Below are 23,415 nucleotides of genomic sequence, written 5' to 3'. Positions count from 1 at the left end.
TAAACTGTTGCTGCAAGCATCATAAGACCTTGATTCGTGCAGATGTTGGAGGTTGCTTTTTCTCTTTTTATATGTTGCTCTCTTGTCTGAAGCGTTAGCGTAAAGCCACGCTCGCCATCTCTGTCAATCGTAACCCCAGATAAGCGTCCGGGAAGTTTTCTTATTAGGAATTCTTTTACCGCAAAAATTCCAAGGTAGGGTCCGCCAAAACTTAACGGAATCCCCAAAGGTTGTCCTTCTCCAACGACGATATCGGCACCGTATTCACCAGGTGGAATCAGCAAGCCAAGTGAGATTGGATCAATTGCAACTATAAATAAAGCTCCAACGCTATGGGCGATCTTTTCAATTTCAAATACATCTTCAATGTTTCCAAAAAAATTAGGTTGCTGAACCACAACGCATGCTGTTTTATCTGTAACTTTTGATTTTAAATCATCAAGGTCGCAAACCCCAGAATCAAACTTTGTCAATTTAATCTCTGCCCTTCTTGGGTGAGTATAAGTGCGAACAACCGTTAGGTAATTTGGATTGACAGGACCTGCGATGACAGCTTCATTTTTCCCCGTGTGACCAAGCGCAAGAAGAACTGCCTCTGCAAGTGCGCTACCGCCATCATACATTGAAGCATTCGCAACATCCATCCCTGTCAAGCGACAGATCATCGTTTGATACTCGTAGATTGCTTGAAGTGTTCCTTGACTTACCTCTGCTTGATAAGGTGTGTAAGCAGTGTAGAATTCCGATCTGCTTATTATTGTAAAGACAGCTGAAGGCACAAAATGATCATATGCCCCACCACCGAGAAAAGAAATCGCATGGTTTAGATCAAGGTTTTTCTCAGAGATGCTTTGAAGCTCTTTTAGAACTTCATACTCTGAAAGTGGTTCTGGAAGTTTGAGATCATCTTTTAATCTTATCTCAGGTGGGATATCAGAAATTAGTTCTTCAAATGATGAAACTCCAATTGCTTTTAACATTTCCTGTCTGTCTTCGTCGGTGTTTGGAATGAATCCCATTTTGACGTGCTCCTTAAATTTTTACTTACCAATTAATTTTCTGTAATCTTCCGCAGATAGAAGGTTATTAAGTTCATTTAGATCTTTGATTTTAATTTTTATTATCCACCCCTCACCATACGGATCTTTGTTAATTAAATCAGGCGAGTCTTTTAGTTTTTCATTTACCTCAATTATTTCGCCTGAAACGGGGGAGAAAAGATCTGAAACCGCTTTTACGGCTTCAATTGTCCCGAAGGATTCAAGCTGCTTTACAACTTTTCCAATTTGCGGGAGCTCAACATAAACTATGTCCCCAAGTTCACTTTGTGCGTAATCAGTTATTCCAACAACTCCTATAGAGTTGTCTTCAACCCTTATCCATTCATGTTCTTTTGTGTACTTTAAGTTTTCAGGGAACAGCATTGTTTTTCTCCTTTTTAGGTTTTAATCGTTCATGTTAAATTTAAAATCAATAAACTTTGTATCATAATCAACACCGCTTCTAAATTCTGATGAATTCAGAAGTTTTATATGAAATGGTATCGTCGTATGAACGCCTTCAATTACGAATTCTTCAAGTGCTCTCAACATTCTTGCTATAGCTTCATCTCTTGTTCTTGCATGTACTATAAGCTTTGCAATCATAGAATCATAATATGGTGGGATAACATATTCTTGATAGATGTGTGAATCAACTCTAACCCCCAAAACCGCCGGGGAAATGAAGAGCAGTTATTTTTCCAGGTGAAGGTCTAAATCCATTAAACGGGTCCTCTGCGTTAATTCTGCATTCAATTGCGTGTCCGTTCGGTTTGAGCTGTCTCTGTTTTATGCCAAGTTTTTCGCCCGCTGCAATTCTAATTTGTTCTCTGACTATATCAATTCCATAAACCATCTCAGTAACAGGATGCTCAACTTGAATTCTTGTATTCATTTCCATAAAATAAAAGTTTCCATTTTTATCAACCAGGAACTCAATTGTCCCAGCATTTCTGTATTTGACGCTTTTAGCGCCTTTTACAGCTGCTTGTCCCATTGCTTCGCGAAGCTCAGGTGTTACTATCGGGGATGGGGATTCCTCAACAAGTTTTTGATGCCTTCTTTGAATTGAGCAATCCCTTTCCCCAAGATGGATTACATTTCCATGTTCATCAGCAAGAATTTGAATTTCAATATGTCTTGGTCTTTCAATGAATTTTTCAATATAAAGAGCTGGGTTTCCAAATGCTGCCTCTGCCTCAGCCCTTGCTGTTTGCCAGGCGTTTTCAAGTTCATCTTCGCTTTTTACCATTCTCATTCCTTTTCCTCCTCCACCAGCTGCAGCTTTTAACATTATTGGAAACCCAATCTCATTCGCTATTTCTCTTGCTTCTTCAAGTGAATTTACAACACCATCACTCCCTGGAATCACAGGAACCCCTGCTTTTTTCATCGTTTCTTTTGCTAATGCTTTATCTCCCATTGCTTCAATTGCCTCAGGGGTTGGTCCTATAAACTTTATCCCTGAAGATTCGCAAATTTCTGCAAACATCGCATTTTCAGCGAGGAAACCATAACCAGGATGAATTGCCTCGGCGTTTGTTATCTCAGCTGCTGCAATTATCCTCGGAATGTTAAGGTAACTTTCCTTGCTTGGACCTGGACCTATGCAGACAGCTTCATCAGCAAACCTGACATGAAGGGAATATCTATCTGCTTCTGAATAAACAGCAACGGTTTTTATTCCAAGCTCCTTGCAAGTCCTTATGATTCTTAAAGCAATTTCACCCCTATTAGCAATTAAAATTTTTTTAAACAATTTACACTTGAAAAGTTTTTTCTTAATCAAGAAGTTCAATCAAGAAAAGAGGTTGTCCATATTCAACGGGCTGTGCATTTTCAACAAGAATTTTAACAATTTTACCGTGAACATCTGACTCAATTTCATTCATTAATTTCATGGCTTCAACTATACAAAGCACTGTGCCGGGGAAAACCTCATCTCCAACTTTAACATAGGGCTCAGCATCTGGAGCTGGGGCACGGTAAAATGTCCCAACTATTGGCGATTTTATCTCATGATATTTCTTCCCGATCTCAACTTCCTGGACTTCGGTTTTTTCTCTTGTTTTTTCTTCTTTTACCTCAGCTGGTGCCGTTACGCTTTGAGGTGGTGCAACAATCTGTGTCTGTGGAATCCCCATGGGTTGCTGAACAAGTCCAGCAGGTGGATAAATCGGAAACGGAATCGGAATATAATTTGGAAGGGAGTTTGAACCCGATTGAGAGACATTTACTTGACCTTTGCGATTCTTGCTTATCCTCAATCTTGAGCCTTCAATCTCTATTTCAATTTCTTCAACACCGCTTTCATCAACGGCTTTGATTAATTCTTTGATATAATTTAAATCCATTTTTCTTCTCTCCGTAAGTTTTATTTTACTCTTTCAACATATTCACCAGTTCTCGTGTCAACTCTTATCTTTTCGCCTTGCTCAATAAATAGCGGAACGCTTATAATTGCACCCGTTTCAAGTTTCGCTGGTTTCATTACATTTGTTACCGTGTCGCCCTTAATCCCTGGCTCTGTTTCAACAACTTCAAGCTCAACAAATGTTGGAAGCTGAATTCCAAGGATTTGATCGCCGTCAAATAAAATGTCAACTGTCTCATTCTCTTTCATGAATAAAGCGTTATCACCGACAAGCTCGCTTGGAACATGAATTTGATCAAATGTTTCAAGATCCATGAAAACGAAATCATCACCATCTTTATACAAAAATTGAAACTTTCTGAAGTCAAGTCGCACAATTTCAATTTCCTCGCCGGAATCAAATGTTTCATCAAGAATTCGCCCCGTTTTAACATCTTTTAGTTTAACCCTTACAAATGCACCTCCACGACCTCTTTTAACATGCTGAAAATCAATAACTGTATAAACTTTTCCATTATATCTTATGTGCAATCCATTTCTGATATCAGCAGTTGTAGGCATAGTTTTCTTGATTTTGTTTCGGATTTGCTTTGAAAATATAATTAAAAGCCACGATAAAAGCAAGAAGGGTACTTGTTTAATTTTTCGTTTGATAATCTTTTGGAAATTTTTTAAAATTTTATCAAATAAACATCCTCATAAAAAATGCACGAGCTTTCAATTGCTCAAAGCATAATTGAGATCGCTGAAAACACCGCAAAGGAGCACAACTCAAATATAATCAAAAAAATTAAAGTTCAAATTGGAGAATTTTCGGGAGTTGTAAAAGAAGCACTTGAATTTTCATTTAATGTGGCAAAGAACGGGACAATTGCTGAAAAGGCTGAACTTGAAGTTGAAATAATTAAATTTAAAGCTGTTTGTAATATCTGCGGGTTTATACTTGAGTCAATGGATGACTTTAACCTATTTTGTCCAAAGTGTTTTGAACCCATGGAGATCGTCTCTGGGAGGGAAATGAAGATAGAATATATTGAAATTGAATAAACAAAAATAGGGGGTTAAAAATGCACAAAATTGATGTTGGTGCAAATGTTCTTCAAGTAAACGAGAAAATAGCTCTTGAAAATAAGGAACTTTTCAAAAAATGGGGAGTTTTTACAGTTAATCTCATGTCGGCTCCAGGCGCTGGAAAAACTTCCGTCCTTGAAGAAACCATTAAACGACTCAAAGACAATTTTTCAATTGCGGTAATTGAAGGTGATCTCCAAACGACGGTTGATTCAGACAGGATAAAGGCACTTGGGATTCCGGCTTATCAAATAACAACCGGGAATGTTTGCCATCTTGATGCTCGTATGGTTCATAATGCACTTCACGAATTTAAGCTTGATGGGTTTGATATACTTTTTATTGAAAATGTCGGTAACCTCGTATGCCCAGCGGAGTTTTATCTTGGTGAAGATTTAAGAGTAATGGTTTACAGTGTTGTTGAAGGTGCAGAGAAACCTAAAAAATATCCCCTTATGTTTCACGAGGTTGAAGTTGTCCTTCTTAATAAAATTGACCTTTTGCCCTATGCTGGTGTTGAGTTAAAAGAGCTTGAGAAAAATGTTCTTGAGGTAAATCCACGAGCAAAAATTTTCCCAATATCCTGCAAAACTGGTGAGGGAATTGATGACTGGATAAGTTGGTTTAGAAACAGAATTCAAAAATTTAGGGAAAATGTTAAAAGCTAAAAAAATTTACATTGAAGGAATTGTTCAAGGCGTTGGGTTTAGACCTTTTATTTTTAAACTTGCGAATGAATTTAACTTGAAAGGTTATATTTACAATGATACGAATGGGGTTTACATTGAAGTTGAAGGAGAGGAAAACTCAATAGATGAGTTCATAAAAGCGATCCCTGTTAAAGCGCCCCCTCTTTCTCTTATTGAGAAAATTATTTCTGAACCGACAGATGTAAAAGGATATAGCGAATTTTTCATTGAAAAAAGTAAAAGTGGAGAAGAAAAGTTCGTTCTTATTTCTCCAGATGTTTCAACTTGTAATGATTGTCTTAATGAACTTTTTGATCCAAACGATAGACGTTTCAGATATCCATTTATAAACTGCACAAATTGTGGTCCAAGATTTACAATTATAATTGATGTCCCATACGATAGACCAAAGACGACGATGTCTGTATTTAAAATGTGCGATGAATGTGAGCGGGAATATCATGATCCCTCAAACCGAAGATTTCACGCTCAACCAAACGCTTGTCCAGTTTGTGGTCCGAGAATTAAACTTCTTGACAGGAATTTAAATGAGATAAATTGTGACGATGCCATAAGAGAGACAGCAAAACTTTTGAAGGATGGTTTTATAGTTGCCATAAAGGGGCTTGGAGGATACCATCTTGCTTGTAATGCTTTGGATAATGGAGTTGTTGCCGAATTGAGAAAAAGAAAAATGAGGATTGAAAAACCATTTGCGATCATGATCCCCGATGTTAAATGGCTTGATGAAATTTGTGTGTATAATGAAACCGAGTTAAAACTTCTAACCTCAATTCAACGCCCGATTGTTTTGATGAGAAAAAGAAAAGATTGCCCAATTGCTTATGAAGTTGCACCTCGTAATTCTTATCTTGGGGTTATGTTGCCATATACCCCACTTCACTATCTTATTTTGAGGGAAGTTGATATCCCTCTTGTGATGACAAGCGGAAACTTAACGGAAGAACCGATTGCTTACAAAGATGATGATGCTTTTGAAAGATTAAAAAATATCGCTGATTTTTTCCTTATTCATAATCGTGAAATTCATATCCGTTGCGATGATTCGGTTGCAACTGTAATTACTGGAAAACCAGTAATGATAAGACGCTCTCGTGGCTATGTGCCTTATCCTGTTAAGATACCATTTGAAGCAAAAGAGCATATCCTCGCCGTTGGCGGACATCTTAAAAACACTTTTTGTTTTTTAAAGGGGAATTATGCTTTTTTAAGCCATCATATAGGCGATCTTGAAAACTGGGCAACTTTAAAATCTTTGATTGAAGGGGTGGAACATTTTAAAAAACTCTTTGACTTAAATCCAAAGGTTCTTGCTTATGATATGCATCCAGAGTATCTTTCAACAAAATATGCTCTTGAACTTGATATCCCAATAAAAATACCTGTCCAGCATCACCATGCTCATATTGTCAGCTGTATGACAGAGAATAATTTATCCGAGCCGGTAATTGGTGTTGCCTTTGACGGAACTGGGTTTGGAATAGATGGTAAAATTTGGGGTGGTGAGTTTTTTATAACTGAACTATCAAAATTTGAACGAGTAGCCCACTTTGAATATATCCCGTTGCCCGGTGGTGAAATCTCAATAAAAGAACCTTGGAGAATGGCTGTGTCTTATCTTTATCATACTTTTGGAAATGATCTCCTTAACATTGAAATTCCGTTTATCAAAGATCTAACAACCGAAAAAATAAACAAGGTTAAAATCCTTCTTCAAATCATAGATAGAAAAATTAATTCACCGTTTACATCGGCAGTTGGCAGATTATTTGACGCTGTTTCAGCTCTTTGCTATGTCAGGTTAACTGTTAATTATGAAGCTCAAGCAGCGATGGAGTTTCAAATGCTTGCGGATGAAAATGAGAAAGGATTTTATGACTTTGAAGTCATCGCTGATTCAAAACCATGGAAGATAAGCTTTAAGCCGGGGCTCATTCAAATTGTCAACGATATTTTAAATAAGGTCCCGATCTCAAAAATTTCAGGCAAGTTTCATAACACAATTGCAAATATAATTTGTGAAATCTCAAACAGGATAAGAATGGAAACAGGGTTAGATAAGGTTGTTTTAAGTGGTGGGGTCTTTCAAAATGCTTTACTTGTGGAGAAAGCGGTTTTAAAACTTTACGAACTCGGCTTTAAAGTTTATACTCATTCAAAAGTTCCACCGAACGATGGCGGGTTATCGCTTGGGCAAGCTGTCATCGCTTTGTTTAAATCTTTCCACCCCTTAACCATCTGATGTATGAAACCAGATAATTTATCTCGTCCTTGCTTAGAATATCTTTATAAGCAGGCATTTTCACAACTTGTCTTCTCAAAAATTTTCCAGCAATGATGTTTTTTTCAAGTCGGTTAATTTCTCCATACAGTATCCACTCTTTCAATTCATCCTCGTTCTCAACAAGAAGTTTAAAATCTTCACCATCCCATCCGGGAATGTAACCCTTAAATGAGCCTTTATTTGGCATCCCTCCCATGCCATAAGGACCATGACAGCCGAAACAACCTGATTTTTTCGCTACCTCATATCCAGCTTTTGCAGTGTCGTTGTCTATTTTGATTAAACCCATAACTGCTTTAAGGTAGGATATTAAATTTTTAAGTTCATTTTCAGATATGATGTTTTCATAAGCAGGCATTTTTATCACTCCACCATAATTAACATCCTTCAACCTTCTTGGTTTCCCGTAGAGAATCCATTCTTTTAATTCTTCTTCATTCAAAATAAACATCATTGCTGTTTCACCCTGCCATGAAGGGACTTCGCTATACCGATATCCCGGGTTTTTAACATTTCCATATCCTTCAAAACCATGACAGTTAAAACATCCATATTTGAGAGCGATTTCTCTACCTTTCCATACCGGCGTATGATTAGGTGAAGTTATGACAAACCATAAGATGATCAACATTACAGCAGGAAATACAATTAACAGCCAAAGATTTCGTTTCATTCCCATGTTTAATTTTATTAAAAAGGGCGGGTTAAAAACCTATCCATATAATTATTTCAGCAGCTCAACAGATTCAATTACAACCCCGGGTAAACCACCTCTTTGATGTAGAACACCTGTTATCGTCACTTTTTCAGCTGCAAATCCCTTTAACTTCTCATAGGGTTCTGGTTTTTCATGGTTTTCAACTATAAGATAAACTTTTCCATCGTCGGTTAAAATTCCAATTGGTGCACCTCCTTTAATGCACATCTCGGCACATTTTTTATGTTCAGGTCCTTTCTTTCCCCCGGCGACATAACAGGCAAGGTCAAGCACTTCACCTTTAAGAATTACATTCTTTGCCACAGACTTTGTTTCTGGCTTGCTCTGTGGAAGGAGAGCTGAAACCCCAAAACTTAAGAGAACAATGATTGCAAATAATTTTATCGCCCGCATTGTAGCACCTCAATTTTCGTTTTAAAAATATATGTTCAAAATTCCCAACAAGCTCAATTTTCGTTAAAGTTCCCGAGGAAAAAATGAAATTTATTTGTTTCTGTACTGTTCAAGGAGATGTTCACTTACAAATTTTGTTCTATAGTATAAAACATAAAATGCCTCATCAAAAACTAAATTACCTCTTTCCCTTTCAAGATAATCAATAACCTGACTTAAAACTTTTCTTGCTTGTTCAACCCTGTTATTCTGATAATGTCTTAACCCTCTTTCATACATACTTATTAGATGATTTTTTGCCCTCTCTTTTAGCCAGTTCTGCTCAAAACATTTATTTGTTTTATCAATAAGATGATAAAATCCTGAATCTGAAACAAAATACATAGTTGAATCAAAATTCCATTCCCCAGGCGGTAAGGGTCCAGGTCCTACTGTCTTATAAACTTTCCCTGGTCCGTATAGGGTTAAGTCATCATAACCCGGAATCATACCAGGAGCCTCACCTTCCGGGAACGAAGGAATAGGAGCATAACCTTCCACATAAAAATCATTTATATCAGGTAAAAGTGTTTTCTTTGGTGGGAAAATATATGTTTTAAAAGAAAAACCAGATGCAGAATCACCAGGTGGAATAAATGCTGTAGAATCCCAACTCCCCCAGTTGACCCAAGCACTATTTGGTAGATCAACAAGTGGTCCAATGCACACCCCATCCCATCTTGGAAGAGGGGGCCAAGTAATTTCATAAATCTTTAAAGTATCTTCTGTTCTTGACAAAAGGATAGCAAACATCCAGATTGATTGCTCACTTGTTGGTAAACTATATATTTTATACTCATATTTAAAATAATTATTTGTGGTATCAGCAGAAATTATCGGTTTTATTTTAACATCTACTTTATTTCTCGGGATTACTTGACCTTGAGAATTTAAATTTAGAAAAAACAAACATAAAAAAATCAACCTCTTCATTTTTTACCTCCTACATTCTTATGTGATAATGATTTACTTCATTTTGTATCCTTCCTCCGTATCTCTCTACTAAAATCTCTAATAACCTCCTATCCACATCTCCAACAACCTGTCCTTGCTCATTCACTACTCTTGTTGCTATGTCTATATCAACTCCCATTCTATGACTACCATGCGGTCTTCTCCAATTTCCATCTATATCAAAAAGTCCTCCAAATGGTAAAGAAATATCATTTATACAAAGCCTATGAGAGGTTATTGAATAATAAAGATGACAAACTCTTGAAAGCCTTAAATAAGTAAGCGGTGCAATATAATGATTATGATCAGGTTGCTGGCATTCAGGAGGAGTTGGTGGTTCTCTCCAAGGGGTGTGTGGTCCATGATGTTCACATGTCCCTCCAACTTTTTTATAATATGGGCTTTCAGGTAAAAGGACAAGCCCTGGAATAGCAACAATAATCTCAGCTGTATCTCTTAAAGTTGTATCATCAGCAAGATACACGACTATTTTTTCAATGCCTCCGAACTCCCCAGCGGTGTATATATTAGTTAATCTCCCCGATGAATCTGTCATCCCTGTGTAAAAATCCAGCTTCCCAGCATAACTATTCCTGTTACCATTGTGATCATGCCCACCGCTGCTATAATTTTTCAAATCTTTGTTTTCTTTCCAAAAAATGTTACGCAAATACTATGCCAGTTTATAATTTTCAATTTTTTAAAAATCACTATATGGATGTCTTTTTAGTTTTTGTAACATTGTAACAAAATGTTGCATATTGCTGTAATGGGTTGCTACACTTTTAAGTTGGCGGAACACCAAAAATGATTTAAAGGGTGAGGCTTTTTGATAAAATTGATTTGACTGCTTAAATTTAATAAAAAATTTCTTCCACCATGACTCAAAAACTTTACTACAACAATAGTTATACCACGCAATTTAAATCAAAAGTTATAGATGTTAAAAAATACAACGGTAAAATTGCACTCATACTTGATAAAACTTACTTTTATCCAACCTCTGGAGGACAAGAACATGATACCGGGTTCATTAACAGTGCAAGGGTCGTTGATGTTATTGAGTTGGATAATGGTGAAATTTTACATGTGATTGATGGAGATATACCGTCTGGCGATGTTGAATGTAAAATTGATTGGGATAGAAGATTTTCAAACATGCAGCAACATACGGGTCAGCACATACTTTCAAGAGCATTTGAAATTTTGTTGAACGCTGAAACCATCTCCTCACGGCTTGGTGATGATATCGGAACAATTGACCTTGATATTGAAACTTTATCTTACGATAAAGTTCATGAAGTTGAAAATCTTGCCAATCAAATCATCTGGGAAAATAGAGATGTTAAAATCCACTATGTTGATGATACCGAAATTTCAAAGTTTCCCCTGCGGAAACAACCGAAGGTGTCTGGAACAATCAGAATAGTAGAGGTGAGAGATTTTGATTTTTCCCCTTGTGGTGGAACACATGTCTCAAGGACAGGGGAAATAGGTCTTGTGAAAGTTAAGAGATGGGAGAGGGTTAAAGGTGGATTAACAAGGGTTGATTTCGTTTGTGGTGTTAGAGCCTTAAGAGATTATCAGGTGAAAAATAAAGTCTCAAACGAACTTGTTTCTCTTTTGAGTGTTCGGGATTTTGAACTATCTGAACAGGTGAGCAAACTTCTTGATGCCCAGAGAGAAAAGCAAAGATTAATAAATTTTCTCACGGAAAAATTGATTGAGTTTGAGGCTGAAAAACTTTTTCAGAACGCTGAGAAAACTGGAGACCTTAATTTCATCAATGTAAGTTTTGAGAATAGAAGTATTGAAGAGTTGAAAGTTCTCGCACGGAAGTTAATTCAATATCCCAAAGTTATTACAATTCTTGGCTCAAAGTCAAACGGGGCAAACTTTATAATGGCAAGGTCAAGTGATGTTGAGATTGATTTGAAAGCAGTTTTAAATGAGATTTTAAATTTAACAGGTGTCAGGGGTGGGGGTAAAAGCGATTTTGTTCAATTTGGCGGAGCAGTTGAGAAATTTGAAGAAATGTTCAAAATCAGCGTTGATAAATTAAAAACAAAAGTTTCTTGAAGTTATGCCCAGCGATTATGTCTGCGCACATATAATTGTTAAGGGGCTTGTGCAAGGGGTTGGATTTCGCTGGTTTGTCCAAAAACATGCAAATCATCTTGGGTTAAACGGTTGGGTCAGAAATTTAAGCAACGGTGATGTTGAAATTGAAGTTGAAGGGGAACGCTCGCTTGTGGAAGAACTAATAAAACTTGTAAAAGTTGGACCAAGATACGCACAAGTTGAAGATGTCCAAATAACTTGGAAACCTTATGAAGCAAAATATAAATCATTTGAAATAAAAGGATGGTTTTAATTTGAGAATTGGAATCGGATATGACATACATCCACTCGTTGAAGGGAGGAAACTTTACATTGGTGGAGTTGAAATACCATCTGATAGAGGTTCGCTTGGGCATTCGGATGGAGATGTGTTAATTCACGCAATATGTGATGCCATTCTTGGGGCTATCAAGGCTGGTAACATTGGGGAGTTGTTCCCCGACACCGATGAAAAATATAAAGACGCAAGAAGCGAGATTTTCCTTAAAAAAGTAAAAGAGATCCTTGACGAGAAGAGGTTTGAGATAGTTAACATTGATTCAGTTATAATACTTGAGAAGGTTAAACTTGCTCCATTTGTTCAAGAGATAGTAGAAAAATTAAGTTCAATTCTTGAAGTTTCTCCTGATAAAATTTCCGTGAAGCCGAAAAGAAATGAAAAATTTGATGCAACTGGGAAGGGAGATGCCGTCGCTTGTTTTGCTGTTGTTCTATTAAAATCAAAAGAGAAACCTGATGGAGACGAAGCAAATCCTTGAATTTATTTTAAGTATTGATAACCTTTGGATTTATCTCGTTGTTTTTTTCTTTGCATATATTGAGAATGTCTTCCCGCCTTCACCAAGCGATGTCATTGTTGTTTTCTGCGCTTCTTTATCTGGGCTTGGGAAAACTGATTTTACGCTTACGCTTATTTCAGCTGTTTTTGGAAGCACCCTTGGCTTTACCACAATGTATTTCATTGGGGATAAATTTGGGGATGAGATAATTGAAAAGGGTAAGATTAAATTCATAAAGCCAGACGAGATAAAAAAAGTTGAAATCCTCTTTTCAAAATATGGATATCTTCTCATTGTTGTAAATAGATTTCTTGCTGGGACAAGGGCTTTTGTTGCTTTTTTTGCTGGACTTGGGGAATATGATTTGAAAAAATCAATCTTGCTTTCCTTCATCAGCGCTTCGCTTTGGTATTTAATACTTGTGACGGGTGGCAAAATTCTTGGCGAAAATTGGCATTTGATAGCAGATGTGATCTCTGGTTATAGCAAAGTTGTAACTGTGATACTTACGCTTGGATTGATTATTTGGGTTTTGAGGAAAATTTTAAGAAATAAAAAAGGGAGATCTTGATTCAGGAACTTTTTCAAATTGACAAGGAGATTTTTTATTTTTTAAACCACAAAATAGCAAATCCCATCTTTGATTTTTTAATGCCGTTTGTGACAAAGGATGTGAATTTGAGGGTTTTTCTTTTTTTAATCTGGCTTGGGTTTGTGATATTTGGCGGAAAAAGGGGAAGGATAATTGCAATTCTTTTAATCCCAGCGATTGCGATAAGCGATCAATTGAGCAGTCATATCATAAAACCTATTGTAGGCAGAATAAGACCATGCCATGAACTTGACAATGTAAGACTGCTCGTTGGGTGTGGGAGTGGTTTCTCTTTTCCGTCAAGTCATGCGGTGAATAGTTTTACCGTTGCAACTTTAATATCCAAATTTTATAAAAAATATGCGATATATCTTTTTTCACTTGCTTTTCTGATCTCGTTTTCAAGAGTCTATGTTGGAGTTCATTATCCATTAGATGTTCTGGCTGGGATGATGCTTGGCGTAGTTGTTGGGTTTGCGATTGTTTATTCATGGTTATACATCAATGAACTTGTGAAAAACAAATTTGGAAAGAAAGTTGAAGAGGAAAATCTTCAATGAAAGATTTCTTCTTGCATTTGTCAGCGGAGTTTTGCTTTCTTTATCGTTTCCACCGTTAAAGACTGGATTTTTTGCAACTATTGGGTTTGTTCCGCTTCTTTTTTTGATTGACAGGCTTGAAAATTACAAACAACTTTTTCGGTATTCTTACATAGCATTTTTCTTTTTCAATCTTTTCACACTTTACTGGGTCGGTGGTTGGTCAAAAGAAGCAGATCCTTTCTTGATGGTTGGTTGCGTCCTTCTAATTCTGGTTCATCCAATTCTTTTCTTCTTGCCGATGTGGTTTTACATGTTCATTAAAAAAAATTACGGCGGAAAACTTCATCTTTTCATCTTCTCATTCGCTTTTGCACTTTTTGAATATTTTCGTTCCACGACAGAGCTTGCATTCCCGTGGCTTACGATTGGCAACACACAAACATATTTTCTTGAGAAGATTCAATTCATTGAATTCACAGGGATTTATGGTTTATCATTTCTTATTCTTACCGTGAATGTTATTTTTTATCTTGCTCTTAAGGAGATCTTCAGAGAAAAAAATTTTCTTTCAAAATCCGCATTGCGATATTTTATAGTTGGAGTTTTGATTTACATTCTTCCAGATGTTTATGGGGTTTATGTCCTTAAAAGTTCTGATGAGGATTCTTTTAAAGAAATGAAGGTTGGTTTGATTCAGCCTGACATAAATCCATGGCTCAAATGGGAGGGGACGCTTGCTGAACAACTTGAACTTTACATGGGTATGACGAAAGATTTAATACGCAGAGAACCAGATGTTGAACTTGTGGTTTATCCAGAAACTGCGATAACTTATTATTTTCTTCTTTCGCCATATCGTTATCATTTTAATTGGTTTAAAAGTCAGATTGATAGTTTGAATGTGGCTATTTTGACGGGTTTCCCAGATGCGAGATTTTATGATGATCCATCTCAAGCGCCACCAAGCAGTCATATTATAAAGGATACGGGGCAAAGGTATGATGCTTACAATGCGATGGGTTTATTTTTGCCGGGCTCGGATAAAATTCAGAAATATGCAAAGATGATACTTGTCCCGTTTGGAGAACGTTTGCCTTATGCGGATGTATTTCACTTTTTGATTGAGCCATTGCAATGGGGCGTTGGAATAAGCAACTGGGCAAAGGGAAAAGATACAACTGTGTTTGAGATGAAAAGAAGAAACGGTGAAATTGTGAAATTTTCTGGTGGGGTTTGCTATGAATCAATCTATCCGTCGCTGATTCGTGAATTTGTCAAAAGGGGCGCTCAATTTCTTGTTGTGATTACAAACGATAGCTGGTATGGGAATACATCTGGACCGTATCAGCATTTTCAATATTCAATCTTGCGAGCTGTTGAAAATAGGAGAAGCATAGTAAGATGTGCAAATGGTGGGATTTCGGGTTTCATTGACCCATATGGCAGGGTTCAGAGGAAAACAAGATTTCATGAGAAAACACAGATGGCGGATGTAATAAGGTTAAACGATGAAAAAACTTTTTACACTAAATACGGGGATATTATAGTTCATATTTCCGGCTTTGCTGTTGTGCTTGCTTTTCTATTTACAATGTTCAAAAAATTTAAAACAAAGAGAGGATTTACAAAATGAAGTTAAAAATAATTTCGGTTTTTGTAATGAGCTTGATTTTTATCTCAGGTTGTGCAAAGCAGTCGGAAGATGAGAAATTTTCAAGGCTTGTGAACAATTTCATTGATGAATATTTCAAGTATCATCCAGTTGTGGCGACATGGGTTGGATATCATAAGTATGATCATTTGCTTGATGATTTTTCTGGAGAAATGCTAAGAGAAAAACTTGAATGGCTTAAAAATTATAGAAAGAAGTTTTCGGAGTTTGATTTGAAAAAACTTTCACGAGATAACAGTATTGACTGTCGGATTTTAATTGAGAAAATTGACGAGATGATTTTTGAACTTGAAGAGTTGAAGGAACATGAATGGAATCCGTTGGTTTATAATTCTGTGATTGGTGATGGGCTGATGTATTTAATAACGCAAGATTTTGCCCCTGCTCAGGAGAGGTTGAAAAATGTTATTGAGAGGGTTAAACAAATTCCGAGATTTGTCAAGCAAGCAAAGGAAAATCTTAAAGATGCCCCGCAGATTCACATTGAGACCGCAATAAGACAAAACAAGGGGAACATTAATATTTTAAAAAATGATTTGACAAAATTTGCTGATACTTTGGAAATATCAAGTGAATTAAAAACAGAATTGAAAAAAGCTGTTGATTCTGCGATCGCTTCGCTTGATGAATATGGTAAATGGCTTGAAAATGATCTTAAGCCAAGATCAAAGCGTGATTTTAGGTTGGGTAAGGAACTTTACTACAAAAAAATGAAGTATTATTTGAAAACAAATTTGACGCCAGATGAAATCCTTTCACTTGCTGAAAAGGAGAAATCTAAAACTCATGATGAAATGTATCAACTTGCTTTGCAACTTTATAAGTATTACTATGGTAAGGAACCAAAAAAGATGGATAAATTATCCGTGATCAAGGCAGTGCTTGATAAAGTTGTGCTTGAACATCCAAAACCGTCAGAGATTATGGATAGGATAAAATCTGATTTGAATTACTTGACGGAGTTTATCAAAGAGAAAAATTTGCTGACCCTTGATGAAAGCAAACCCTTGGTAGTTCGTGAGACGCCCGAATATCAGCGTGGGGTTGCAGTTGCTTCGCTTGAAGCGCCAGGTCCTCTTGAAAAAAATATGAAAACATTTTACAATGTATCGCCAATCCCGGAAGATTGGACGCCAGAGCAGGTTGAATCATACCTTCGCGAGTATAATTATTACTCGCTTCTTGAGTTAAGCATTCATGAAGCCATTCCAGGGCATTATGTTCAGCTATATTATTCAAATCGCTGTCCATCAATTGTAAGAAGCGTTTTTTGGAGTGGGACGATGGTTGAGGGTTGGGCTGTTTATGCAGAAAGATTAATGGTTGAAAATGGAATTTTAAATAATGACCCGAGGATGAAGTTAATTCATTTGAAATGGTATATCAGAGTTATTATAAATGCAATCCTTGACCATAAAATTCACGCTGGGGGTATGACGCAGGATGAGGCTCTTGATTTGATGATGAGAGAAGGATTTCAGGAAAGAGCAGAGGCTGAAGGAAAATGGAAAAGGGCATGCCTTACATCTGCTCAACTTTCAAGTTATTTCACGGGATATCAGGAAATAATGGCTTTGAGTGAGAAATACATGAAGTTGAAAGGAGATAAATTTAACATAAAAGAATTTAATGAGAATCTACTTTCTCACGGTTCGCCACCTGTAAAGTATTTAAGGGAAATTTTGCTTGAAAGATAACTTAACTCAATTTGAGGATTGATTTGTTAAGATTTGAAGTTTTAAACAGAACAATTTTTATTGAATCACCCCTTGGTTCTGCAGATTATACAATGGCAGTTGATGATGTGATTGAAAAATATTCTACGGGTGATAAAATTCCATTTTGGATTGAGGTTTGGCCATCTGCAATTGTACTTGCTGAGTTTATACTTGGCAGTGATGAATTTTCTAATAAGAAGGTCCTTGAGCTTGGATGTGGGCTTGGATTAACAAGTGTTGCGCTTGGTCTTAAAAACGCTGTTCTTACCGTAACTGATTATGAAATGATGGCTCTGCAATATGCAAGAAAAAATTACATTAGGAATATCGGGAGCGAGAAGAATGCAAAGTTCGTTTATCTTGACTGGAGACACCCGACCATTTCTGAGAAATTTGACTTTGTAATTGGTGCTGATATAATTTACGAGCGCAATTTGTTTGACAGTTTGATAAATGTTTTAAAAATTACGATGGCAACGGAATCTATTTGTTATCTTGCGGACCCAAACAGGAGTATCGCTTTTGAGTTCTTTGAAATTTTAAAGAAGCGGAATTTTAAGCATGAAATTGTTTTAAGGAAAGAAATTGATTATAGGGGTTCAAAGGCAGTTGTATTGATTTACAAGATAAAGAAATTGGATTCAGATTTATGAAGAAATCGCTTGTTTTCTTAACTGGTTTTATGGGCAGTGGTAAAAGCACAATCGGACCATTGCTTGCAAAACAGCTCGGATATGGTTTTCTTGATGTTGATGAATTGATTGAAAGCGTTGAAGGTAAGAGCATAGTTGATATATTTCGTGAAAGGGGTGAGATTTATTTTAGGAACATTGAGCGAAAAATTTTAATTGAAACTGTTTTGAGCCTTTCAAAATTTGTTGTGTCCCTTGGTGGCGGAACTGTAACTTTTGCCGATAATCTTTATCTTGTGAAGGGATCAGGTATTTTAATTTACCTTAAAGCAAGTCCAGAGGTTTTGCTTCAAAGGATAAAATATAAGACAGACAGACCGCTTTTGCTTGATCCAGCTGGAAATGTTTTGCCCGAAAATCTGCTCTTAGAAAGAATTTTATCATTGTTGAAAATTAGAGAACCATTTTATCTACAGGCAGATTTTTTGGTCTCAACCGATGATAAAGATATTGATGAAACTGTTAATGAAATTTTAAAAAAACTTGAGAATAAAATTGCGTAAAATCACGCTCAAGTTAAAAAATATAAAGTATCCGATTTACATTGGGAATCAGATAATTGATAGATTCCCTGACCTTTGCAGAAAACATGGTGTAAAGCCACACCTTGCCGTGATAACTGATAAAATAGTCGCAGGAATTTATCTTGATGAATTTGTAAGCATTTTGAAAAAGCGAGGGTTTGCACCAGAGATTATTATTGTTAATCCAGGGGAAGAAAGCAAAAGTTTAAATGTTTTATCTAAGGTTTTCACGGATTTGATTCAAATGAAATTGCGTCGGGATGAAACGATTGTTGCTTTTGGTGGTGGAGTGGTGGGGGATCTTGCTGGTTTTGCATCAGCTGTTTATCTTCGTGGTGTTAATTTGATTCAACTTCCGACCACACTCCTTGCGATGGTTGATAGTTCAATTGGTGGAAAAGTTGGGATAAATCATAAACTTGGGAAAAATTTAATTGGTTCATTTTATCATCCAATTTTTGTCTTTTCAGATGTGAATTTTTTGAAAACATTGCCCAAGCGTGAATTTATGTGTGGGCTTGGAGAAGTTGTCAAATATGGTATCATAATGGATGCAGAAATTTTTAAAATTATTGAGTCAAATTTTGATAATATTTTAAATCTTGACTTTAAGCTCACGCAAGCTCTTGTCTTCAGGTCAATTTCGGTTAAATCCTCTGTCATTCAAAGGGATGAGAAGGAGAAGAAGTTTAGGATGATCTTAAATTTTGGTCATACGATCGGGCATGGGATAGAGGCGGGTTTGAATTATCGTAGGTTAAAGCACGGTGAGGCAGTTATGTTTGGGATGATAGGTGAAAGTTTTATTGCGTTTAGTAGGGGAATTTTGAGGGAGAAGGATTTCAGCAGGATGAGAAATTTGCTTTTTAAAATGGGTTTGGTTTTTCCGAAAAAATTTCTTGCAAAGGATGTGATTTTGAAGCATATTGGTTATGATAAAAAAATTTTTTCAGAACAGCGGTTGAATATGTATTTGCCAATGAAAATTGGAAAGATGAGGTTCTTTAACGATGTGTCGTTTGGTGAGATAGAAAGAGCTCTTGATTTTTTGTTTAATCAAAATTAAAAGAGTTCAAGCTTATGAAAAAAAGCTACATTTTTTTATTTGTTTTAATAGTGTCAAACCTTTTATCTCAAACCTACCCAAAAAGGGAAGTTCGTGCGGTGTGGCTTACAACTGTTTATGGGCTTGACTGGCCAAGCGCTAAGGCAACAAGCCAAAATGGTATTCAACAGCAAAAAAATGAATTAATTCAAATTCTTGATAATTTGAAATTGGCTAATTTTAATACGGTGATAATGCAGGTTCGTGCCCGCGGTGATTTAATTTATCCGAGCCGATATGAACCGTGGGCAACCTCTTTAACTGGGACTTTAGGGCGTGATCCGGGCTATGACCCGTTGAAATTCGCAATTGAAGAAACCCATAAAAGAGGGATGGAATTTCATGCGTGGTGGAATGTTGTCAAAGTTAAAGACGATTCAACCCTTCCTCCCAACACAAACCCACCTCACATAGTTTTAAGACACCCAGATTATGTTAAGTATTATAAACCTAATAACGAGTGGTGGATTGACATGGGAAAACCCGAAGCGAGGAATTATTTGATAAATGTTGTTATGGAACTTGTGCGAAATTACGATATTGATGGAATTCATTTTGATTATATAAGATATCCAAATCCTGACTTTCCTGATAGCGATACATATGCTTTATATCAAAGCGAATATCCCAACAAAGAAGAGTGGAGGAGGGAAAATATAAATAAATTTGTTAGAGCGGTTTATGACAGCATAAAAAGAGTGAAGCCATGGGTTAAGGTTGGTTCAGCGCCAATTGGTATTTATAAAAATATATGTGATTCAAACGGAGTTTATGTTTACAGCCCCAATTGTGGTTCATGCCAAAGTGGGATCCCCGTTGCAACAGGGTGGCAGGCATATTGTTCAATTTATCAGGATTCAAGAAGATGGTTGGCAGAGGGTAAACATGATTATCATTCGCCACAGATTTATTGGGATATACAAACTAATCCAAAATATAATGTTCTCGCCCGAGATTGGAAAAATAATAGTTATGGGAGACATATTTATGCAGGTTCAGCAGCTTACAGAATGGCTTCTAACTCTGGCGATTGGTCTGCGTCGGAGATTCTTTCGCAAATTGACACAAGCAGGTCAATTAGTGTTGAAGGAAATACATTTTTCAGGTATAAATCTTTACTTTTGAAGGGATTGATTGATAGTTTGAAAAATTCAAGATATAAGTATCCAGCTTTTATTCATCCAATGCCGTGGCTTGATGCTGTGAAACCTAATCCGCCTGTTAATTTAATAGCTCGTAAAATTTCAGAAAAAGTTTTTGAATTGGTATGGAGCAATCCTGAACCCCCTGCGGATAATGATACCGTTAGATATTACGCCATTTATAAATCGGAAACATCACCCGTTGATATAAACAACATAGAAAATCTTGTAGCTATTGTTGAAGGAAATAGGATAAGTTATTCAATCCAAGTTGATGACCCGAACAAAAGGTATTACATAGTTGTAACTGCGTTTGATAAACTTCATAATGAAAGTGTCCCGTCAAACGAGGTTGCGACAATCCCCGTTGCAGTTGCAGAGTTTAAAGAAATCCCAAGTAAATTTGAGCTTTATCAAAACTATCCTAATCCGTTTAACATTGAAACGACAATTGAATTTGATGTTCCGTTTAATTCGTGGGTAAGTTTAAAAATTTACAATATGCTTGGTCAAGAAGTTAGAACCCTTGTTGATGGTTTAACGGAAGCTGGCAAACATAAAGTTATTTGGGATGGCAAAAATGATAGCGGTCAAGTTGTTACATCGGGTATTTATTTTTGTAGGTTTATCGCTGGGACTTTCACAAAAAGTATAAAGATTGTTTTAGTCAAGTAGTAAAAATTTTATGTTTTGAAATTTGTATTTTGAGTGTGACTTATGGTAATTCCAGCGTTTTTCATCAATCTTCTCTTTTTATCTGAATGTGGAGCTCGTCAAGTTGTCTTGGGTCAACTTCAGATGGGGCATCATCCATAAGTGAAACTGCACTGCTTGTTTTTGGGAAGGCTATAACATCACGAATTGATTTCATACCTGTAAGGAGCATAACGAGTCGATCAAATCCAAAAGCAATCCCGCCATGCGGTGGTGGTCCATATTTAAATGCCTCAAGAAGGAACCCAAATTTTCTCTTTGATTCTTCTTCTGAGATTCCAAGAAGTTTGAAGATTTTCTGTTGAAGTTCTGCATCGTGGATTCTTATACTCCCACCTGCAATTTCGTTCCCATTCAACACAAGGTCATAAGCCCTTGCACGAACTTTCTTAGGGTCTGTATCAAGCAGGTGAATATCTTCAAGTTTTGGTGATGTAAATGGATGGTGAACCGAAACCCAACGATTCTCTTCCTCATCCCATTCAAGTAGCGGAAAATCAACAATCCATGCAAGTTTAAAATCATTTTCATCAATCAAATTTAATCTTTTCCCAAGCTCAACCCGTAGGTTTCCAAGTATTGTATAAACTTTTTCTGGTTTATCGGAAATTAAAATTATCAAATCACCCTCATTTGATTTCATTCTTTCTTTCAACTTCTGTAGAGAGAACTTTGAGATGTATTTTGCAATTGGTGAATTGAGTTCGCCGTTTTCAACTTTGAAATGCACAAGCCCCTCTGCACCGAAATTTTTGGCAAGCGTTGCTATCTCATCAATCTGTTTTCTTGAATAATTTCCGCATCCTTCAAGATTCATACCGCATATAACGCCTCCATTTTCTATAGTTTCTCTAAAAATTTTAAATTCTGTGTGTTTGAAAATATCAGTTACATTCACAATTTTTAAATCAAATCTTAAATCTGGCTTATCCGTTCCATAAGTTTGGATTGCTTCAGTGTAAGGAATTCTCGGGAAAGGCGTTGGTATCTCAATGTTTTTAATCTCTTTGAATAACCTTACCATCAGTCCCTCAACGATATTGAAGATATCATCTTCTGTGACAAATGACATCTCCACATCAATTTGAGTGAATTCGGGTTGTCTGTCTGCTCTTAAATCCTCATCTCTAAAGCACTTAACAATTTGAAAGTATCTGTCAAAGCCAGCAACCATTAAAATTTGCTTGTAAAGTTGGGGCGATTGGGGTAGAGCATAAAACTTTCCAGGATGAAGTCTGCTTGGAACGAGAAAGTCTCTTGCTCCTTCCGGTGTGCTTTTAACCAGAAATGAAGTCTCTATTTCAAGAAAATTATTTTCGTCAAAGTATCTTCTAACAATTTGTGCCATTTTATGTCTTATGATAAAGTTTGCCTGCATTGATGGTCTTCTAAGGTCAAGATATCTGTATTTAAGACGAAGCTCTTCAGAGACGTTTATATCATCTTCAATTAAGAATGGCGGGGTTTCTGATTTGCTTAAAATTTGAACCTCATCAGCAAGCACATCAATTTCCCCTGTTGGAAGCGATGGGTTTTCAGCTCCTTTAGGTCTTCGCTCAACCTTTCCAGTTACAGAAATTACATATTCTGATTTTAATTCTTTTGCAATCTGGTATGCTTCAGAATTATGTTGAGGTGAGAAGACAATTTGTGTTTTCCCGTATCTATCTCTCAGGTCAATAAAGATCAATCCCCCGAGATCTCTTCTTTTATCAACCCAGCCATTTAATGTAACTGTTTTACCGACATCACTTGCCCTTAATTCTCCGCAAGTGTGGGTTCTTTTTTTGAAAATCATATTTAGTTTTTTCGTCGTTTTTTCCCAAAATATATCAAATATATGCGTCATTATCAAGTCATTGTTTTTTCACAAGGTTTGTCTAATTTTATTCAGTTTTTTCCCCAAATGCTCAATATTAGCCATCCATCTGGATCTGCCCCCTTCAAAATTTGCCAAAAACTTTTTACAAATGTATGGCATAGATTTTGAATTAAAAAGTTTGGAGAGAACATAAAAGATTAACAATGCGAAAGACTATCTTATTGGTTGACGATGACGAGCTTGTGAGAATAACTTTGAAGGAATTTTTTACATTGCTTGGCTTAACGGTTATTGAAGCAAGCAATGGAAGGGAAGGTATTGAGAAGGCAATTAATAATGAAATTCACATTTTAATTGCTGATTATAGAATGCCTGACCTAACTGGAGTTGAGATGATAAAGGAGATTCG

At 36.4% G+C, this 23,415-nt stretch carries 24 protein-coding genes and 1 pseudogene; 15 read left to right on the top strand and 10 right to left on the bottom strand.

Annotation, left to right across the window (positions count from 1 at the left end; all coding sequences use genetic code 11):
• The 5 genes and pseudogenes from gcvPA to efp form a co-directional block, all read right to left on the bottom strand.
• A partial coding sequence (gene gcvPA / locus AT685_RS02170; protein ID WP_081040536.1) for an aminomethyl-transferring glycine dehydrogenase subunit GcvPA occupies nt 1-1,019 on the bottom strand: 1,019 nt, incomplete at its 3' end.
• Between the two features lie 21 nt (nt 1,020-1,040).
• Entirely contained in the window at nt 1,041-1,424 is a 384-nt protein-coding gene (gene gcvH, locus AT685_RS02165; protein WP_072151360.1) for a glycine cleavage system protein GcvH, read from the bottom strand.
• 21 nt (nt 1,425-1,445) lie between these two features.
• A pseudogene (accC, locus tag AT685_RS02160) lies at nt 1,446-2,799 on the bottom strand (acetyl-CoA carboxylase biotin carboxylase subunit).
• A gap of 22 nt (nt 2,800-2,821) precedes the next feature.
• Nucleotides 2,822-3,394, bottom strand: a complete 573-nt coding sequence (accB, locus tag AT685_RS08315; RefSeq protein WP_072151359.1) for an acetyl-CoA carboxylase biotin carboxyl carrier protein — start codon at nt 3,392-3,394, stop codon at nt 2,822-2,824.
• A gap of 20 nt (nt 3,395-3,414) precedes the next feature.
• Nucleotides 3,415-3,975: an elongation factor P gene (efp, locus tag AT685_RS02150; RefSeq protein WP_072151358.1), complete on the bottom strand. Its 561-nt coding sequence runs from the start codon at nt 3,973-3,975 to the stop codon at nt 3,415-3,417.
• A gap of 144 nt (nt 3,976-4,119) precedes the next feature.
• Between efp and hypA the strand changes: the two genes are divergently transcribed.
• From hypA to hypF, 3 genes are read left to right on the top strand one after another with little or no spacing between them, the layout of a single operon-like run.
• Entirely contained in the window at nt 4,120-4,461 is a 342-nt protein-coding gene (gene hypA / locus AT685_RS02145; RefSeq protein ID WP_072151357.1) for a hydrogenase maturation nickel metallochaperone HypA, read from the top strand.
• Nucleotides 4,462-4,481: 20 nt separating this feature from the next.
• Nucleotides 4,482-5,153: a hydrogenase nickel incorporation protein HypB gene (hypB, locus tag AT685_RS02140; RefSeq protein WP_072151356.1), complete on the top strand. Its 672-nt coding sequence runs from the start codon at nt 4,482-4,484 to the stop codon at nt 5,151-5,153.
• Nucleotides 5,140-7,437: a carbamoyltransferase HypF gene (gene hypF, locus AT685_RS02135; RefSeq protein WP_072151355.1), complete on the top strand. Its 2,298-nt coding sequence runs from the start codon at nt 5,140-5,142 to the stop codon at nt 7,435-7,437. The genes hypB and hypF overlap by 14 nt, the downstream gene beginning before the upstream one ends.
• Here hypF and AT685_RS02130 read toward each other — a convergent pair.
• The 4 genes from AT685_RS02130 to AT685_RS02115 all read right to left on the bottom strand — a co-directional run bounded on the left by AT685_RS02130 (nt 7,409) and on the right by AT685_RS02115 (nt 10,220).
• Nucleotides 7,409-8,152, bottom strand: coding sequence for a c-type cytochrome (locus tag AT685_RS02130; protein ID WP_072213092.1), 744 nt, complete (start codon nt 8,150-8,152; stop codon nt 7,409-7,411). The two genes, hypF and AT685_RS02130, sit on opposite strands and share 29 nt — an antisense overlap.
• A gap of 51 nt (nt 8,153-8,203) precedes the next feature.
• Nucleotides 8,204-8,590 carry a hypothetical protein gene (locus AT685_RS02125; RefSeq protein ID WP_072151354.1) on the bottom strand — a complete coding sequence of 129 codons (387 nt, stop codon included), beginning with the start codon at nt 8,588-8,590 and terminating at the stop codon, nt 8,204-8,206.
• 90 nt (nt 8,591-8,680) lie between these two features.
• Nucleotides 8,681-9,562, bottom strand: a complete 882-nt coding sequence (locus AT685_RS02120) for a hypothetical protein (protein ID WP_143713079.1) — start codon at nt 9,560-9,562, stop codon at nt 8,681-8,683.
• 10 nt (nt 9,563-9,572) lie between these two features.
• Nucleotides 9,573-10,220, bottom strand: a complete 648-nt coding sequence (locus AT685_RS02115; protein WP_143713078.1) for a hypothetical protein — start codon at nt 10,218-10,220, stop codon at nt 9,573-9,575.
• Between the two features lie 242 nt (nt 10,221-10,462).
• Between AT685_RS02115 and AT685_RS02110 the strand changes: the two genes are divergently transcribed.
• Genes AT685_RS02110 through AT685_RS02060 form a run of 11 tightly spaced genes read left to right on the top strand, consistent with a single transcriptional unit; the run spans nt 10,463 to nt 21,145 of the window.
• The gene (locus AT685_RS02110) at nt 10,463-11,662 is read left to right on the top strand and encodes an alanyl-tRNA editing protein (protein ID WP_072151351.1); all 1,200 of its coding nucleotides are present in this window, start codon (nt 10,463-10,465) and stop codon (nt 11,660-11,662) included.
• A gap of 4 nt (nt 11,663-11,666) precedes the next feature.
• On the top strand, nt 11,667-11,957 hold the full coding sequence (locus AT685_RS02105; RefSeq protein WP_072151350.1) for an acylphosphatase: 291 nt from the start codon (nt 11,667-11,669) through the stop codon (nt 11,955-11,957).
• A gap of 1 nt (nt 11,958) precedes the next feature.
• Nucleotides 11,959-12,462, top strand: a complete 504-nt coding sequence (ispF, locus tag AT685_RS02100; protein WP_072151349.1) for a 2-C-methyl-D-erythritol 2,4-cyclodiphosphate synthase — start codon at nt 11,959-11,961, stop codon at nt 12,460-12,462.
• The gene (locus tag AT685_RS02095) at nt 12,440-13,054 is read left to right on the top strand and encodes a DedA family protein (protein ID WP_072151348.1); all 615 of its coding nucleotides are present in this window, start codon (nt 12,440-12,442) and stop codon (nt 13,052-13,054) included. The genes ispF and AT685_RS02095 overlap by 23 nt, the downstream gene beginning before the upstream one ends.
• Complete coding sequence (locus tag AT685_RS02090) at nt 13,051-13,635, top strand: phosphatase PAP2 family protein (RefSeq protein ID WP_072151347.1); 585 nt, start codon at nt 13,051-13,053, stop codon at nt 13,633-13,635. Before AT685_RS02095 ends, AT685_RS02090 begins: the two co-directional genes overlap by 4 nt.
• Nucleotides 13,613-15,250: an apolipoprotein N-acyltransferase gene (gene lnt, locus AT685_RS02085; protein ID WP_159420455.1), complete on the top strand. Its 1,638-nt coding sequence runs from the start codon at nt 13,613-13,615 to the stop codon at nt 15,248-15,250. The genes AT685_RS02090 and lnt overlap by 23 nt, the downstream gene beginning before the upstream one ends.
• A complete protein-coding gene (locus tag AT685_RS02080; protein WP_072151345.1) occupies nt 15,247-16,986 on the top strand; it encodes a DUF885 domain-containing protein in 1,740 nt (579 codons plus the stop codon). The genes lnt and AT685_RS02080 overlap by 4 nt, the downstream gene beginning before the upstream one ends.
• A 23-nt stretch (nt 16,987-17,009) precedes the next feature.
• A complete protein-coding gene (locus AT685_RS02075; protein ID WP_143713077.1) occupies nt 17,010-17,660 on the top strand; it encodes a class I SAM-dependent methyltransferase in 651 nt (216 codons plus the stop codon).
• Nucleotides 17,657-18,202, top strand: a complete 546-nt coding sequence (locus AT685_RS02070; protein ID WP_072151343.1) for a shikimate kinase — start codon at nt 17,657-17,659, stop codon at nt 18,200-18,202. Before AT685_RS02075 ends, AT685_RS02070 begins: the two co-directional genes overlap by 4 nt.
• Nucleotides 18,195-19,289 carry a 3-dehydroquinate synthase gene (aroB, locus tag AT685_RS02065; protein ID WP_072151361.1) on the top strand — a complete coding sequence of 365 codons (1,095 nt, stop codon included), beginning with the start codon at nt 18,195-18,197 and terminating at the stop codon, nt 19,287-19,289. Before AT685_RS02070 ends, aroB begins: the two co-directional genes overlap by 8 nt.
• Nucleotides 19,290-19,303: 14 nt before the next feature.
• Nucleotides 19,304-21,145: a family 10 glycosylhydrolase gene (locus AT685_RS02060; protein WP_072151342.1), complete on the top strand. Its 1,842-nt coding sequence runs from the start codon at nt 19,304-19,306 to the stop codon at nt 21,143-21,145.
• Between the two features lie 64 nt (nt 21,146-21,209).
• On the opposite strand, the gene aspS is transcribed toward AT685_RS02060, so the two are convergent.
• Nucleotides 21,210-22,982: an aspartate--tRNA ligase gene (aspS, locus tag AT685_RS02055; protein WP_081040537.1), complete on the bottom strand. Its 1,773-nt coding sequence runs from the start codon at nt 22,980-22,982 to the stop codon at nt 21,210-21,212.
• A gap of 227 nt (nt 22,983-23,209) precedes the next feature.
• Between aspS and AT685_RS02050 the strand changes: the two genes are divergently transcribed.
• Nucleotides 23,210-23,415: response regulator (locus tag AT685_RS02050; protein ID WP_143713076.1), on the top strand; the 206-nt coding region annotated here is incomplete at its 3' end.

The organism is Candidatus Kryptobacter tengchongensis (assembly GCF_001458555.1).
GTDB lineage: Bacteria > Bacteroidota > Ignavibacteria > Kryptoniales > Kryptoniaceae > Kryptonium > Kryptonium tengchongense.
Note: the sequence above shows the minus strand (reverse complement) of the source record. Positions and strands in the feature narration are given on the sequence as shown.

What these genes read in the sequence shown, in the direction of transcription:
- gcvH (WP_072151360.1), bottom strand. Translation starts at nt 1,424, where the DNA reads ATGCTGTTCCCTGAAAACTTAAAGTACACAAAAGAACATGAATGGATA.
- accB (WP_072151359.1), bottom strand. Translation starts at nt 3,394, where the DNA reads ATGGATTTAAATTATATCAAAGAATTAATCAAAGCCGTTGATGAAAGC.
- efp (WP_072151358.1), bottom strand. Translation starts at nt 3,975, where the DNA reads ATGCCTACAACTGCTGATATCAGAAATGGATTGCACATAAGATATAAT.
- hypA (WP_072151357.1), top strand. Translation starts at nt 4,120, where the DNA reads ATGCACGAGCTTTCAATTGCTCAAAGCATAATTGAGATCGCTGAAAAC.
- hypB (WP_072151356.1), top strand. Translation starts at nt 4,482, where the DNA reads ATGCACAAAATTGATGTTGGTGCAAATGTTCTTCAAGTAAACGAGAAA.
- hypF (WP_072151355.1), top strand. Translation starts at nt 5,140, where the DNA reads ATGTTAAAAGCTAAAAAAATTTACATTGAAGGAATTGTTCAAGGCGTT.
- AT685_RS02130 (WP_072213092.1), bottom strand. Translation starts at nt 8,152, where the DNA reads ATGAAACGAAATCTTTGGCTGTTAATTGTATTTCCTGCTGTAATGTTG.
- AT685_RS02125 (WP_072151354.1), bottom strand. Translation starts at nt 8,590, where the DNA reads ATGCGGGCGATAAAATTATTTGCAATCATTGTTCTCTTAAGTTTTGGG.
- AT685_RS02120 (WP_143713079.1), bottom strand. Translation starts at nt 9,562, where the DNA reads ATGAAGAGGTTGATTTTTTTATGTTTGTTTTTTCTAAATTTAAATTCT.
- AT685_RS02110 (WP_072151351.1), top strand. Translation starts at nt 10,463, where the DNA reads ATGACTCAAAAACTTTACTACAACAATAGTTATACCACGCAATTTAAA.
- AT685_RS02105 (WP_072151350.1), top strand. Translation starts at nt 11,667, where the DNA reads ATGCCCAGCGATTATGTCTGCGCACATATAATTGTTAAGGGGCTTGTG.
- AT685_RS02095 (WP_072151348.1), top strand. Translation starts at nt 12,440, where the DNA reads ATGGAGACGAAGCAAATCCTTGAATTTATTTTAAGTATTGATAACCTT.
- AT685_RS02080 (WP_072151345.1), top strand. Translation starts at nt 15,247, where the DNA reads ATGAAGTTAAAAATAATTTCGGTTTTTGTAATGAGCTTGATTTTTATC.
- AT685_RS02070 (WP_072151343.1), top strand. Translation starts at nt 17,657, where the DNA reads ATGAAGAAATCGCTTGTTTTCTTAACTGGTTTTATGGGCAGTGGTAAA.
- AT685_RS02060 (WP_072151342.1), top strand. Translation starts at nt 19,304, where the DNA reads ATGAAAAAAAGCTACATTTTTTTATTTGTTTTAATAGTGTCAAACCTT.
- aspS (WP_081040537.1), bottom strand. Translation starts at nt 22,982, where the DNA reads ATGATTTTCAAAAAAAGAACCCACACTTGCGGAGAATTAAGGGCAAGT.